This is a genomic window from Oceanicola sp. S124 (assembly GCF_000220565.1).
In the GTDB taxonomy this organism is placed as follows: domain Bacteria; phylum Pseudomonadota; class Alphaproteobacteria; order Rhodobacterales; family Rhodobacteraceae; genus Pseudooceanicola.
Genome location: NZ_AFPM01000205.1, coordinates 1 through 14,127, shown reverse-complemented (window position 1 = coordinate 14,127; position 14,127 = coordinate 1). Strand labels below are relative to the sequence as shown.

Sequence of the window (14,127 nt, the reverse complement as noted above, 5' to 3'; positions counted from 1 at the left end):
TGACATGTGCATTTCCGCGCCGAAAGTTTCGGCTGCAAAACCCGATCGTGGCTTCGGCGGACAACCGCGAGGCCAACCAGAGCGCCGACATCGAGGCCCGGCTGCGTCGCCGGCGTTCCGGTGCCGCAGCGAACGTTCTGACCAGCGCCGTGGGGATCCCCTCCACCGGGCAGTTGGGGCAGCCGGCATGAACAAGGCTGTCTTGAACCACCCGGCCGCCGAAGAGGCGATCCAGCGCTGGGGTGAGCTGAAATCGACCAGGGCCTTCCACGAGCCGGACTGGGAAGACATCGCGCGACTGATCCGTCCGCAGCGCGGCGGCTTCTCGATGAGCCGGCCGGAGAACCGCGAGATGGAGAAACCGCTCTCTTCGGAGCCGATCATGGCGCAGTCCAGCTTCGCATCGGGGATCTACGCCTCGATCACCAACCCGGCCAATCGCTGGGCCGGGCTGGAAACGCCGGATCCCGAGTTCAATGCCTGGAAGCCGATGGCCGAATGGAATGACCTGGCAACCCGCCGCGTCCTGCAGAGCCTGGCGCCGACGGTATCGCCATTCTACAGCGCGACCTTCCAAGCCTATTCCGACATCGCGGCCTTCGGGAATGCGGCGGGCTACGACGAGATCGACCTGGGCAAGCGCAAGTTCGTCGACGTGACCATGTCGCTGGCCGAGGTGGTGGTCGATATCGACGCCCATGGGAGGGTCAACGAACTGGTCAGGAAGTTCACCCTCACCCCGCGCGGGGCCGTGCGCGAGTTCGGCCGCGATGCCTTGCCCGAGCGGGTGGTGGAAGCGGCTGCCAACCGCGACAGCGGCCGGATCACCTTCTACCGGCATATCCTGCCCAATGACGACTTCGTGCCGGGAAAGCTGGGCCATCGGGGCAAGCCCTTCCTGTCGATCACCGCCTGCGAAGAGGGCAGGGCGCTGGTCAAGGTCGGCGGCTATGGCGAAATGCCGGTCTACTTCCCGCGCTGGGATGTCGACAGCGGTCATACCTACGGCACGGGGCCGGGGTTCATCAGCCTGGCAAGTGCCCGGATGGTCCACCAGATGGAGGCCGCGACGATCCGGGCGGCGCAGTTCGCCGCAGATCCGGTGAAGCTTGCGCCCGACCGGGACGCGATCCCGCTCGATGGGGTGATCCGGCCCGGTGAGGTGCTCTACGGCGGGGTCAACATGCGCGGCCAGGAGATGGTGCGCAACATGACCAGCAATCCCAACATCGGCCTGACGATGGAGGAGAAACGCGCCAAGGTGGAGGCCATCAAGGAAGCCTACCACTACGCGATCATGTCTCTGTCGGGCCGGACCGGGATCACCAGCGAGGAGAGCATGATCATGGAGGAGGCGCGCCTGCGCAACTGGGCGCCGCACGCCGACCGGATCATGGAGGAATATGGGGCGCGCAAGATCGAGCGGCGCTTCCGCATGCTCTGGCGCGCGGGGCAGATCCCGCCGCCGCCGTCAGAGGCCCAGGGCATGCCGCTCCAGGTCCGCTACCAGAGCCAGGCGACCATGGCGCTGCGGGCGCGTGAAGGACAGGCCATTCGGCAGTTCCTCAACGACCTCGCGCCGCTCGCGCAGCTCGACAGCCGCTATGTCGATCGGGTCGATCCGGACGGGCTGACCGAGGCGCTGCATGATGCCAGCCCGACCTTGCCGGCGCGGATCCTGCGTTCCCGCGAGGAGGCGGATCAGATCGCCCAGGGACGCGCGCAGCAACAGCAGCTGCAGCAGGCCATGCAGGCGGCCCAGACCGGCGGGGGCGTCGTGCGCGACCTGGCATCCGCCATGGGAGGGCAGCGCGGTGCCTGACCAGCTCGGCCCTTCCGGGAAAAACCTGTTTTCCGTCAAGGTGATGCCGTGTCGCGTCAGTTCCCTGCCCGGTTGGGCGGGGGCCTGAGAGGAGACATACGATGACCGACATTTCACAGGACATATTCGATCGTTCCGAGAGCATCGCCGAGGCCCTTTGGGTCGCGCGCAATCTGCATGGCGCCCTTCTGCACATGATGGACAGCGCGCAGGCCGAGCGCCGGGAAGATCTCGATGGGCCCATGCGGGCTGTCCTGGAAGCGTCGCGCGACTACTGCGGTCGGGCATCCGACCTGGCCGGCGAAATTGCCCGCTCCGCAAAGGATATCCCTGAATGACCTTCTCCCGAATGCAGATCCTGATGTTCCTTTTCCGGAACAACCGGCGTGCGGCGGCGGAGCGCGGCCGGCGATGGGCGCGTGCCTTCCATACGGATCGGCGCTTAGCTCACGACCTGGTCGAACTGTCGGGGCTGCTGGCTCTGCCGCCTGAGCGCCTGGCGAACGGCGTGGTGCAGCCCGACCCGATCGACCCGATCCGCATGGCCCAGGAGCGCGGCGAGCGCGCCATGGCCGTGAAACTGCTCGCCCTGATGGGCGTGTCGACCGAAGACCTCAACAACCTGATGATGGAGCCTCAAGATGAATATCTGGCTGATGAACGTGATTGACTTCCGCGCCCGCCTCGCGCTGGCGCCTGACGACGATGCAGCCGGCGGCGAACCCCCGGCGGGAGGCGACGCATCGCCGCCGCCCGGTGCCGGGGAACCCGCCCCTGCCGGAGAAGGGGGCGAGGCCAAATGGTGGGAGGACAAGCGGTTCAACGATGATGAACGGCGCAACCTGACGGCCCTCGGGCTTACCACCGAGGATCCGCTCGAGGCGGTGCAGCGTCTGAACGGTATGGAGATCTCGGCCAAGAAGCGCCTGGGCGTGTCCGCCGACCAGCTGCTGCAGAAGCCCAAGGAAGGGCAGGACGTCGCGGACTGGATGCGCCAGAACGGTGGCGTCTTTGGGATCCCCGAGGCGCCCGAGGGCTACGAGGTCAAGCGCCCGGACAGCTGGCCGGAAGGGGCCGCCTGGAACGCTGATCTGGAAACCCAGGCCCGCAAGATCGCCCATGAAGAAGGGCTCAGCGGCAAGGCGCTCAGCCGGATGATCGAGCTCTACGCAGGCGAGGTGAGCCGGCTGGACCAGTCGGCGGGCGAGCAGCTCGCCCAGGCGAACCAGCAGATGATGGCGGATCTGGAAAGGGACTGGGGTGGCAACCTTCCGGCCAAACTGACCCAGGCGAAGCAGGCAGCCGCTGTGCTGGCCGAGAAGGCGGGGCTGTCCTCGGACGCCATGGGCGGCATCGCCCAGGCGCTGGCGCCGAAGACCGGTGACGCCGGCATCATCAAGCTCTTCGCGGCGATCGGCGACATGATGGGCGAGGACAGCATGGACGGCCTGGGTGCCGGCCGCGGCGCGCTCGAGCTCAGCACGACGCCGGCGGAAGCCCGGCAGAAGCTGGAGCAGCTGCAGTCGCCGGGTGGGGACTACTACCAGGCTGTCGCGAAGAAAGATCAGACGGCGATCAAGCGGCTGCGGCCGGAGATCGAACGGCTGACGAAGCTGGCCACTGGCTAGCAATCGATTGCAAGAGGACCCTGGGCATTCACCACGCCCAGGGTCAGGTTCCAGTTAAATGATGGAACGAGCCGCGAGCCTCGCGCCGGGGTAAAGACGCCCTTCAAGGACGTCATTCACCACCCCCTGGCCGATCCCGAAGGCCGCGGCAATCTCGCAGCGGTAGAAGCCTTGAGACTTGAGCGAGAGTATCTGTAGGGCGTCCTCATACGTGACGCATTGTTGGGAGGTACCCATAAAAAACAACCTTTCGTGGTTGGGGTGCCGCCTCCCGAACGCTTGACCCGAACAGAGGTGTTGTGCAAAACACAACATGTAAGAAGTCAGATCTAACGCCGGGATGCGGCACTAGGTTTGAAGTTTGCCGACTTTGGCAAGCATTGGACCGTAGGGCGTGCCACCGCCCTACGGTCATTTCTTTTTCACCGGCCCATTCGTCATAACCCACGAGAACCGATTCGCAAAGCCGCTGATAGTGTAGGCCTCTACAAGTTGTAGAATGCACTGTTTTGCCATTCTGCAATGGCGTGCTTGCTTGGATGTCGGTTCCTGAGTGCGGCGGCTTGGCAGCGGCTTTTCGCTAGATGTTGCTGTCTGAGCCCAGAAAAATAACATGTTATGGGGTGGTTTGAGATAGCATCCACGTCGGGTATGGCGCTGCTTTGGTGCGGCGTTTTGTGCTTCTGTGTGGCGATGTTGGTATTGACTATCATTGGTTGTCATGCATAGGAATGACGCGACGGGTGACCCCTCGGGGTCCGTCTGATCCCGGACAATGCCGGGCGCCACAGGCGAGTGTTATCGCCAGGACGGGTCCGGATTTGCCGGGCGACCCCTCCGAAATCTCACCATCAAAGCTGATTTTTCGAGAGGGGCACGCATGTCCTACCGTCAGACCGTCGAGTCGCACCATCGCTTCACCTACCAGAACAACGTCCGCATGGTCGCGCAGCAGATGCAGAACCCGCTGCGCAACGCCGTCACCATCGTCCCGGCCTCGGGTGAGGCCCAGGACATGGCCGACCTGGTCGATAAGGTCGAGTACCAGGAAGGCGAGGACTACTCGCAGCGCAATCCCGAGAACCCGCCCAAGCGCATCCGTCGCTGGCTGGTCCGGCCGACCGTCATCCAGAGCGGCCAGCTGATCACCAAGGAAGAGAAGTTCGACCAGTCCCAGGATCCGACCTCGGTGCTGGTGTCGACGCACACGAAGGCGGTCGAGCGCGGTGTCGCCGATCGGATCCTCGGCGTGCGCAAGAAGTCTGACGGCACCTACGAGGTCGCCGGCGGCGGGATCCTCGGCTCGGTGCATGAGGGCAAGACCCCGAGCAGCGCCAAGACCTTGCCGGTCGGCAACTACGTGGCCGTCGATCAGGGCGAAGATGCCGCCGCGGGCCTGACCCTGAACAAGATGCGCTTCGCCACCGAGGGTATGGAACTGGACGATTTCGGCCTCGAGGCCGATGACGAAGTCTGGGGCCTGATCACGCCGCGCCAGAAGACCGACCTGCTGAAGCTGGCCTTCGAGACCGGCAAGAACCTGAACCCCTTCGATGTCGACCAGATCCGGAACGGCAAGCCCGGTTCCCTGCTGGGGATCAACTGGCTCTTCACCAACCGGCTTCCCAAGGACAGCAACGGCTATCGCCTGATCCCGCTCTGGACCAAGGCGAACATCGTCTGCGGCATGTGGCAGGACGTCGAGGGCGATCTGTTCAACGACAGCTCGAAGCGCAACCTGCCGCAGTGCCTGGTCGACGCCTATCCGACCGCCGGCCGGGTCGAAGACCAGGGCGTGCGCGTCATCCGCTGCCTCGAGGCCTGATCGGCCGCGTCTGGTGGGCCGATCCTCGGCCCGCCTTTCCTTTCGAACATGACGATATGGAGGCCCAGACATGGCCGTAGTCATCGGAAAATCCGACCTCATCCACGACCCCCTCGTCGCCGGCAGCGTGCCGGCAGATCCGCAGCGTGCCCGCGGTCGCGTCATCGTGGCCATGGGCACGGTTGCCAACCTCGCGACCGACAGCAACACGTCGAAGTATCACCTGGTCGACCTTCCGGCGCAGGCGATCCTGCTGCCCGAGACCTTCTTCGATGTCGAGAACGACGGCTTCGCGCAGATCGTCATCGGCACCGAGACCGATACCGACGCGCTGGTGGACCAGACCAAGGCGACCGGGAACATCGTGACCCCGATCACCCAGGGCGATGCCTTCCATGGCAAGCAGCTCTGGGAAGTGCTGGGGCTCGCCGAAGTGCCGGAAAGCGGGATGATCAGCCTCTGGAAGCATGCCGAGGCCGCCGCCACCGGCGCCGGCAACATGCCCTTCGCGATCCACTACCTGATGTCCTGATCTGCCACGGCGGTCGGCCCTGGGCTGACCGCCGTGCAGCACGTCTTCCGGAGGTCTTCACGTGACCACGCCGATCGCCACCTCGACCATTGCCCAGCAGGCTTTCCGCTTCATGGAGCTGTCGCCGCTGAGTTCCTTTGCGGATGACAGCCCGCAGGCGCAGGCGGCATCCGAGCAGTATCCCGAGGCGCTGCGCATTTGCCTCGAGGAGGAAGACTGGAGTTTCGCGCGTCGCCTGGTCTCGCTGCCCCCGATCGGGGTCCTGCCGGCAGGCCTTGCGGCGGACCCGACGCTGCCCGTGGTCTATCGGCTGCCAGGTGACCTGGTCCGGCTGAACTGGGTTGCCGACGAGGTGAGCTGGCGCCGGGATGAAGATCTGCTCCGGACGGATACCACGGGCCAGCTGCTGATCCGCTACACGCGCCTGATCGACAACGAGAAGGCCCTGCCGGCCCTCTTCCGTACCGCGGTTTCCTACCAGCTGGCGATCCTGCTGGCCCCTCTCTATGTCGGCTCGCGGACCAAGCGCGCCGATCTCGCTGCCGAGGGGCTGGCCGCCCTCGAGCGCGCTGTCACCCATGACAACCGCAGCGCAAGCGCTCGCCGCTGGGATGGTCAGCCTGCCAGCGGCGACTGGGCCACGGGGGCGACGCGATGAGCCGTTCACGCCCGCCCCAGGTTGCCTTCTCCTCCGGCGAAATCTCCCCGCTGCTGCATGCCCGCAACGACTACCAGCGTTTCCAGACCGGCCTGCGCAGCTGCGTGGGCTATCTGCCGTTGCGCCAGGGCGGCGTGACCCGGGCGCCGGGAACGATCTTCCGGGGCTATACCCGGAACAACGCCCCGGCGCGCCTCGTCCCCTTCGAGTTTGCAGTGAACGATGCGCTGACCCTCGAGTTCACCGATGGGTACATGCGCGTCTGGCGCTACGGTGCCCTGGTGCAATCGGAAGGGGCGCCCTTCGAGCTCGAGGTGCCCTACGACCAAGCGGCGATTGCCCGGCTGAGCTGGGTGCAATCCGCCGATGTGATCTACCTGGCCGACGGTGTTCTGCCGGTGCAGAAGCTGTCGCGCTTTGCCCTCGACAACTGGGCGATCGAGCCGGCCAGTTTCACGACCGGCCCTTTCAGGGTGCAGAACCTGGACGAGGCCCTGACGATCCAGGCCAGCGCCGCAAGCGGTTCGATCACATTGACCGGCACGGGCGGTATCTTCACGGCCGATTGGGTCGGGTCCCTGATCCGCCTTCTGCCCGACGGCTACGATGACATCCCTCTCTGGACGAGCAACACCGAGGTGGCTGTCGGGGATCTGATGCGCAATGCCGGCAATATCTACGAGGTTGCCGCCGGGACAAACACTGGCGCGGTGTCGCCGGTCCACGAGGATGGCACGGAACTCGTCGACAAGAACGAGGGCATCAAGTGGACCTATGTCAGCGATGGCACGGGGATTGTGCGCGTCACTGGCTACACCGACGCCAATTCGGTGACAGCCGAGGTTCTCAAGGTTCTGCCGCCACCGGTGGTGACCGCGCCGACCTATCGCTGGTCGGAGGGCGCCTGGTCGCCGCGGCGGGGCTACCCGGCGCAGCTCGAGATCTACGACCAAAGTCTGGTTGCCGGGTTCACCCCCGAAGAACCGCGCACCGTCTGGTTTTCCACGCTGGGCGATTTTGCCGACTTCGAACCCTCGATCGAGGCCGACGGCAGTTTCGCCTACACCATTTCCGGATCGCGGTCCCTGAATGCCGGGCAATGGCTGATGAAAGCCCGGCGCGGCCTCTACATCGGCGCCCTGGGGGAGGTCATCCGGGGGTTCTCGAACACGACGGGTCAGCGGATCGGCCCGACCACCTTCGACACGCAGATCGAGGCGACGGACGGCACCGCCCCGGTGAAGCCGATTGCGCCCTATACCTATCCGATCTTCGTGACCAAGGAAGCCAGCCGGGTGATGGAGATCCGCTATTCCCTCGAGGACGATGGCGGTCGACCGCTGGAGCTGTCTCTGCCTTCCCAGCACCTGGGCTTCGAGGGCTTCCTCGACATGGTCTGGCAATCGGCACCGCAACGCCTGGCGTGGCTCAGGCGCGGCAACGGCGAACTGGCCGCCATGATCTACGATCCGGATCAGGACGTGCTGGGCTGGGCGCCCTGTCCTGTCGCCGGCGGCGAGGTCGAGACCATGGCAGTCACCACCGACGCCACGACCGGCAACGACATCCTCACCATGGTGGTGAAACGCGACATCGATGGTCAGACCGTGCGGATGGTCGAGGAGCAGGCCGTCACCTGGGGCGTGATCGCCGGCGACAGTCCGATGCACGAGGCCGTGCATTTCTTCGCCTCGGCGATCTTCGCACCAGAAGAGCCCACCGACAGTTTCTCGGTCCCTCACCTGGTCGGTGAGGACGTTTACGTCTGGACGGATGCCGGCGAGTACGGCCCGATCACCGTGCCGGCCGGCGGCGAGATCTCGATCGATGCCCCAGTCAGCCATGCCGTCGTCGGCCTGCTCGATGAGACACACGAGGTCATCACGCTGAACGTGACGATCCCGGCACCCGACGGCGATGCGCGCGGGCGAAAGCGGCGGCTGCATTCCCAGAACGGCGTGATGCTGCATCGGACTGCCGCCGGGCGCTTCCAGGTGATCGAGAAGGACTTCGGCCAGCCCGAGCGTGTTGGTCCCGCAGCTGACCTCGTGCCGCGCAGCGTTGCCGCGGATCTGACCCAGGCGGTGTCCGGGGTGGCCAGCCTGGATGCCGCCTCCGGTCATTGTGACGAGGTCTTCCTGCGGTTCAGCCCCTACGGCGGCGCCCCGATGACCATCCTGGGCTGGGTGGCCGATGCAGAGGAGGTCGGTGCCTGATGTGCGATTTCATCATCACCCCCCTCGTGACAGCCTTGGGCGCCGGTGGCGCCGCAACGGCCGCCGGCAGCACGGCGGCGGCGGCAACATCCTTCGCCAGCACGATGCAGACCATCGGCTCGGTGCTGGCCATAGCTGGTCCTGTCGTCCAGGGGATGCAGGTGGCCTCGGCGGCCAAGGCCAATGTCAAGCTGGTCGAGAACCAGAAACGGCACCAGGCGGCACTCGATGCGACCAAGGCCGACCGCGAGCGCCGGCGCTTCCAGTCCCAGCTGGCTCAGCAGCGGGCCGAGCTGGCGTCGCGGGGGGTGCAACTGGACAGTGCGACGGCCGTGCTTCTCGGCCAGTCCGCAGCCGCCGAGATGTCTTTCAATGATCAGGCGATCCGTTCCGGGGCCCAGGCGACGCAGGCCGAGTTGTCGGCCGAGCAGGTGAACTATCGCGCCAAGGCGAGCCAGGCACTGCTGCGGGGTGGCCTCAGTGCCGCCGGCGCCTGGCTGGACCGCCCGGCCGACGAATGGGCGGAGTTGATGTCATGACCCTGACAGTCCCCATGGCAGGATCCGAAGCCGGGCGCGCTGCGCGCCTGCGCGTTGATGCACGACAGGATGGGCAGGCCCTCGGTGCCTTTGGCGAGAAGGTGCAGGGCATCTTCCAGCAGGTCGAACGCTTCGAGCTCGACAGCGAATTCGAGCGTGCCCAGGTCGATGCGACCCGCGATCTGAACAACCTGCGCCTCGAGGTGGAAGAGATCGCCGACCCGCGTGTCGCGGGGCAGACCTGGGACCAGCGCAGCGCCGCGATCCGGGAGCGCTACCTGCAGGGGGACGGCACCTCGGCGGGCTTGAACCAGCGCAACCATGAACGCTTCGGGTTGGCCTTCGATCAGAGCGTGAACGCCCATGGCTTCAACCTCGGCAAACGTTTCCTGGCTGACCGGATCGCGCAGCGCGAGGCGACCTCGATCCAGGCGATGCAGGAGTACACCCGCGCGGCAACCATGGGTGGCGGAGAAAGTGCTGCGGAGTGGTATGAGCGCGGCATCGCCGACATCCGCAATCGCGAAGCGGAAGGCATCATCGATCCCGACCGGGCCGAGCTGCAGATCATCCAGCTGGGTGAGGACATCTACGGCGCGATCGCGACCGAGGATCTGAACGCGGATCCGGCGGCGTTTCTGCGCAAGACCGAAGAACAGGGTGCCTATCCCGGCCTCTCTGCACAGCGGATCGCAACCATGCGCGGGCAGGCCATGTCCGCCATCGAGCAAGGGGTCAAGTTCGGCGCCGCACAAGAGAAGAAGGAGACGGGTGAGTTCCTGCAGGTGATCCGTGCCGAGGCGACCAGCGGCAAGGATGTCCACTGGCAGGATCTGCTGTCGGATCCCCGCATCACGGGGCATGACGATTTTGCCAAGACCGAGGCGATCGTCCTCACGATGCAGGAACGGCCTGAGCTGGCAATGATGTCGGTCACGCAGCTGGATGCGGAAATCGCCAAGGAGCGCAGCACGGCCCCGGGCAACGAGCGCAGTGCGCGCCGGCTCGAGGCGATGCTCGAGATCCGTGACAGCAACCTCGATGGCTACGAAAAGGACCCGATCGCCCAGGCCGCGCTTGTGAAGCTGCCGGTGCCGGAGTTCGCGGTCGAGCTGGATCCGGCCGACCCGACAGCCTTTGCCCAGGGCGTGAGGGCGCGCCTGGCCTTTGCCGAGCAGATGAAGGCGGAGGGCTACGTGAGCGGGGCGCTTCGCCCATTCTCGGACAAGGAAGAAGACCAGCTGAAGCTTCTGGCCGACACGGACCAGGAGCCCGCCACCCGCGCCGCGCTTGCCCGGATCGCGGCGACGGCCGTCGCTGAAGATGGATCGACGCCGGTCCTGGACCTGCTCGACGATCCGGTCCTGTCGCATGTCGGTGGGCTGCTTGCGGCTGGCGGCCGGGAAAGCCTCGGGCAGGAAATCCTGCAGGGGCAGGCGGCGATCGACCTCGGCAACGCGCTGACACCTCCTGCCAGCGAGCGGCTGGAAGAGGCGCAGGCGGTTGTCGGCGATGTCCTGGTCGGCCTGCCCGGGGAAGAGGTCACCCAGCAGGAGATCAACCAGTCGATCGAGGCGCTCTTCGCACTGCGCATGAAGCCGACGGACCCGACGGGCGAGATGAACTCGAAGGTCTATCGCCAGGCCGCGCATGAAGTCATGGGCGGCACCGGGAAGTACGACGGCCGAGATGCGCGGGGCGGGATCCAGGACTTCCGTGGCGCGGAGACAATCATCCCCATGGGCCTGAATGCGGATCAGCTCGACAACACCCTGCGCATGCTGGGGACGGACGGAGACGGCAGCAGCTATCTGGGCGCCTCGAGGTCCTTCACGCCCGAACGGTTCGAAGCGCATCTTCGGGACATTTCCGGCGGCGCGGTGCCGCTGGTCGACGGTAAGCCGATTTCTCGCGACGATCTTCTGGACGCACGCCTGTCCTTCAAGGCCATCGGCGATGACGTCTACATCCTGCAGGTCGAGACCCCGACCGGGCTGAAGACCATCCAGGCCGACACCGGTGGAGACTACCAGATGAGCCTGCGCCGCCTCAGCAGGGTGTTCGCACCATGACTTGGTTCGGGCGGCAGGGCGCAGAGGTCGCGCCGAACGATCCGCTGGTGGGCGGCTTGCCCAGTTGGACCGAACGGGTCGAGCTGCAGTATCGCTGGGATCGCGTCACCACGGACAGCTTCGGCAAGCAGAAGGCCGAGTACGAGCGCGAGCTGCTGACGGAGATGCAGGAGGTGATCGGGCCCGACGTGCCGATCCGCACCAGGACCCGCAGCAGCGACAAGCGGTTCCGCCTGGAGCGGGATCAGGCGGCGGGACGGATCGCCGAGCTGCGCGGCTTCGAGCCCGCGACCTTCGATCGGCTGCCGGCCAGCGTGGCGGAGTTCGATGCCGAGGTTGAACGTCGCCGGCGTGCCGAGCTCGAGGAAATCATTGAATTGCAGGGCAATGTCCCGGAAGGTGCCTGGTTCCCCGAACTCTTGGGCAGTCTCGGCGCCGGCGCCAGGGATGAGTATACGCTGCTGACCCTGCCCCTGGGCGGTTTCTCCGGGGTAGGCGCCAAGCTGGGCTTTGGCGCCCTGGCCGCGCGCACGGCCCTGTCCGAGGGGGCGGCTGGCGCCCTCGGCGAATACGTCAGCTTGCCCGATCAGCGCGAGGCGGCCCTGGACTTGGGGCTGCCCGCACCGGAGGCCGCGAAGCAGGTCGCGACGGCGGCCGCGCTCTCGGCCGGGCTGGGCGTTGCCGGCGCCGGTATCGCCCATGGCTTGACCCGTGGCGCTGACTACCTGCGCACCCGGGGCGAGGCGCGGGCTGAACAGCTTCGCCAAGATGACCGTGCCCTGGATCATATGGTCGAAGTGGAACAGGCTGCGGCGGCGCTGGCCGATCGGCGCATGGCAGCCGAGGTGGCGCGGCAGGAAGGGCAGGGGGCGGCCGAACCTGTGCAGACATCACTTGGCACCATGATCCGCCAGGCCGAAGCTGGGAACGACTATAATAGGGTCAGTGACTTTTCCGTCATCGCGCCGCCGCGCCCGCTCACGGAAATGACCTTGAACGAGGTGCTGGACTATCAGGACGCCAATGTAGCAGCTGGTGCCCAATCCAGCGCGATGGGAGGCTATCAGATCCTACGCAGTACCCTCAGGGGGCTGATCGAGGAACTTGGCCTGCAAGGCGACGAACTCTTCGATCAGGCGATGCAGGAGCGGTTGGGCTTGGCTCTGATGGAGCGCCGTGGTCTCTCCAGGTACCTGTCCGGCCAGATTACCGCAGACCAGTTTGCCGACAACCTGGCCCAGGAGTGGGCCGCCCTTCCGTTGTCGAATGGGCGTTCGGCCTACGCCGGAGATGGTCTCAACGCGGCCGGTGTCGATCGCGGCGTGGTCATGGGGATCCTCGGCGGTGATCGATACGATGCTCCGGTGCGCCCTGCGGGCAGCAACTACACCACCTATGAAACCTCGCGGCCCTACACCCGATCGGGCGAGGTCAGCGTGGGCGACGGGATGCGGGTCGAGGTCGAGTACCAGGTGGTCGATCTGTCGACCCTGCGTCAGGCCAGCGGTGACCTGCAGCCGAGGGATCGAAGCCGGGCAACCAGCGACGCCTGGGTGGCCGAGACCGCGGCGAACCTTGATCCGGCCCGCCTGATGGACGGACCCGAAGCTGATCGGGGCGCACCGCTGGTCGGCCCGGACAATGTCATCGAGAGCGGCAACGGCCGGGCCCGCGCCATCGAGCGGGCCTATGAGCTCGGGTACGATCGTGCCCAGGCCTACCGTCGGCAGATCGAGGCCCGCACCGGTCAGCCGATCCCGGAGGGCATCGAGCGGCCGGTGCTGATCGCCCGCCGCACCAGTGAGCTGGATCCGGACGCACGGCGCCGGCTTGTGGTCGAGGCCCAGGACAGCGGTGTCGCCCGGATGAACGCCACCGAGCGGGCCGGTATCGGTCAGCGGGCCCTGACCCACGACGCGCTGGAAGCCTACGACCCGAAGGCCGAGCTGGGGTCCGCCCGCAATCGTGACTTCGCCCGGGCCTTCATCGGGAATTTCCCGCGCTCCGAGCGGAATGCCTTCCTCTCGGCCGAGGGACGGATCAGCAGCGACGGCATCCGTCAGTTGCGCGACGCGCTCTTTGCCAGGGCGTTTCCGGATCCGGACATCCTCGCCCGCTATGTCGAGGCGGAGCGCGGGGAGCTGCGCAGCCTGATGGACGCCATGGCCGAGGCCGCGCCGGATCTCGCGCGGCTTCGCGCGGCGATCGACGCGGATGTGGTGGCTGCGGAGTTCGATATCACCCCGTTCGTCATCGATGCGGCGCGGCTGATCATGCTGGCGCGGGAGACCGCGGCCGAGACAGGTGCCGGCGTGGCCGGCGTCCTCGAGGACCTGCTGGCTGATGTGGATCTCTTCCTGGGGGATCGTGTCGCGCCGCTGACCCGGGCGCTGGTGCGCAAGTTCATGCCGGGAGGGCGGCAGGCCTCGAAGGGCGCCATCGCCGAGTTCCTGACGCGCTATGCACGTGAGGCGATGGTGATCGGTCGAACCGGGGGCGACCTGGTCGACCGGGCCACGCCAGTCGATGCGCTGCGTCGGATCGATCCTGACACCTTCGGGGATCTGGACGAACTGGGCGAACCTGCTCCGCGGGCCGCGCCGGCCGAAGACGCGCCAGATCTGCGGACGATGCCAGATGGGGTATACGACCAAGGTGCCGCTAGCCGAGAGGCGGTGGCCTCGGACCTGCAGGCGGAGCGAGATCTTCGCGATGTCGTCGCGGCGGCCGCGCGAGACGACGCCACAGGTGCCGCCGCGCTCTCGGAGCAGGACGTTGCGGATGCAGATCTCCGCGCCGAGATCGAGAGCCTTCCGCCAGTCAGGCCTCGATCTC

The 14,127-nt window shown here is 66.3% G+C and carries 11 protein-coding genes and 1 pseudogene; all 12 read left to right on the top strand.

The window, feature by feature from the left end; translation table 11 throughout:
- On the top strand, nucleotides 1-191 hold a 191-nt coding region (locus tag OS124_RS28060; RefSeq protein ID WP_010140415.1), incomplete at its 5' end, for a hypothetical protein.
- Entirely contained in the window at nucleotides 188-1,822 is a 1,635-nt protein-coding gene (locus OS124_RS0114320) for a portal protein (protein WP_010140414.1), read from the top strand. The genes OS124_RS28060 and OS124_RS0114320, both read left to right, overlap by 4 nt.
- Nucleotides 1,823-1,923: 101 nt before the next feature.
- Nucleotides 1,924-2,160, top strand: coding sequence for a hypothetical protein (locus OS124_RS0114315; protein ID WP_010140413.1), 237 nt, complete (start codon nucleotides 1,924-1,926; stop codon nucleotides 2,158-2,160).
- The gene (locus OS124_RS0114310; RefSeq protein ID WP_010140412.1) at nucleotides 2,157-2,492 is read left to right on the top strand and encodes a hypothetical protein; all 336 of its coding nucleotides are present in this window, start codon (nucleotides 2,157-2,159) and stop codon (nucleotides 2,490-2,492) included. The genes OS124_RS0114315 and OS124_RS0114310 overlap by 4 nt, the downstream gene beginning before the upstream one ends.
- On the top strand, nucleotides 2,464-3,450 hold the full coding sequence (locus OS124_RS0114305; RefSeq protein WP_010140411.1) for a hypothetical protein: 987 nt from the start codon (nucleotides 2,464-2,466) through the stop codon (nucleotides 3,448-3,450). Before OS124_RS0114310 ends, OS124_RS0114305 begins: the two co-directional genes overlap by 29 nt.
- Before the next feature lie 880 nt (nucleotides 3,451-4,330).
- Nucleotides 4,331-5,275 carry a phage capsid protein gene (locus OS124_RS0114295; RefSeq protein ID WP_010140408.1) on the top strand — a complete coding sequence of 315 codons (945 nt, stop codon included), beginning with the start codon at nucleotides 4,331-4,333 and terminating at the stop codon, nucleotides 5,273-5,275.
- A 70-nt stretch (nucleotides 5,276-5,345) separates the two neighbouring features.
- Complete coding sequence (locus OS124_RS0114290) at nucleotides 5,346-5,807, top strand: hypothetical protein (RefSeq protein WP_010140407.1); 462 nt, start codon at nucleotides 5,346-5,348, stop codon at nucleotides 5,805-5,807.
- Between the two features lie 61 nt (nucleotides 5,808-5,868).
- Entirely contained in the window at nucleotides 5,869-6,465 is a 597-nt protein-coding gene (locus OS124_RS0114285; RefSeq protein WP_010140406.1) for a hypothetical protein, read from the top strand.
- On the top strand, nucleotides 6,462-8,681 hold the full coding sequence (locus OS124_RS0114280; protein ID WP_010140405.1) for a hypothetical protein: 2,220 nt from the start codon (nucleotides 6,462-6,464) through the stop codon (nucleotides 8,679-8,681). Before OS124_RS0114285 ends, OS124_RS0114280 begins: the two co-directional genes overlap by 4 nt.
- On the top strand, nucleotides 8,681-9,220 hold the full coding sequence (locus OS124_RS0114275; RefSeq protein ID WP_010140404.1) for a hypothetical protein: 540 nt from the start codon (nucleotides 8,681-8,683) through the stop codon (nucleotides 9,218-9,220). The genes OS124_RS0114280 and OS124_RS0114275 overlap by 1 nt, the downstream gene beginning before the upstream one ends.
- The gene (locus OS124_RS0114270; protein WP_010140403.1) at nucleotides 9,217-11,292 is read left to right on the top strand and encodes a hypothetical protein; all 2,076 of its coding nucleotides are present in this window, start codon (nucleotides 9,217-9,219) and stop codon (nucleotides 11,290-11,292) included. The genes OS124_RS0114275 and OS124_RS0114270 overlap by 4 nt, the downstream gene beginning before the upstream one ends.
- Nucleotides 11,289-14,127, top strand: a pseudogene (locus OS124_RS24755) (hypothetical protein); the annotation flags it as partial. The gene OS124_RS0114270 and the pseudogene OS124_RS24755, both read left to right, overlap by 4 nt.

Bases quoted from the DNA above. Each gene is read 5' to 3' on its own strand.
- OS124_RS0114320 (WP_010140414.1), top strand. From the start codon at position 188: ATGAACAAGGCTGTCTTGAACCACCCGGCCGCCGAAGAGGCGATCCAG.
- OS124_RS0114315 (WP_010140413.1), top strand. From the start codon at position 1,924: ATGACCGACATTTCACAGGACATATTCGATCGTTCCGAGAGCATCGCC.
- OS124_RS0114310 (WP_010140412.1), top strand. From the start codon at position 2,157: ATGACCTTCTCCCGAATGCAGATCCTGATGTTCCTTTTCCGGAACAAC.
- OS124_RS0114305 (WP_010140411.1), top strand. From the start codon at position 2,464: ATGAATATCTGGCTGATGAACGTGATTGACTTCCGCGCCCGCCTCGCG.
- OS124_RS0114295 (WP_010140408.1), top strand. From the start codon at position 4,331: ATGTCCTACCGTCAGACCGTCGAGTCGCACCATCGCTTCACCTACCAG.
- OS124_RS0114290 (WP_010140407.1), top strand. From the start codon at position 5,346: ATGGCCGTAGTCATCGGAAAATCCGACCTCATCCACGACCCCCTCGTC.
- OS124_RS0114280 (WP_010140405.1), top strand. From the start codon at position 6,462: ATGAGCCGTTCACGCCCGCCCCAGGTTGCCTTCTCCTCCGGCGAAATC.
- OS124_RS0114275 (WP_010140404.1), top strand. From the start codon at position 8,681: ATGTGCGATTTCATCATCACCCCCCTCGTGACAGCCTTGGGCGCCGGT.
- OS124_RS0114270 (WP_010140403.1), top strand. From the start codon at position 9,217: ATGACCCTGACAGTCCCCATGGCAGGATCCGAAGCCGGGCGCGCTGCG.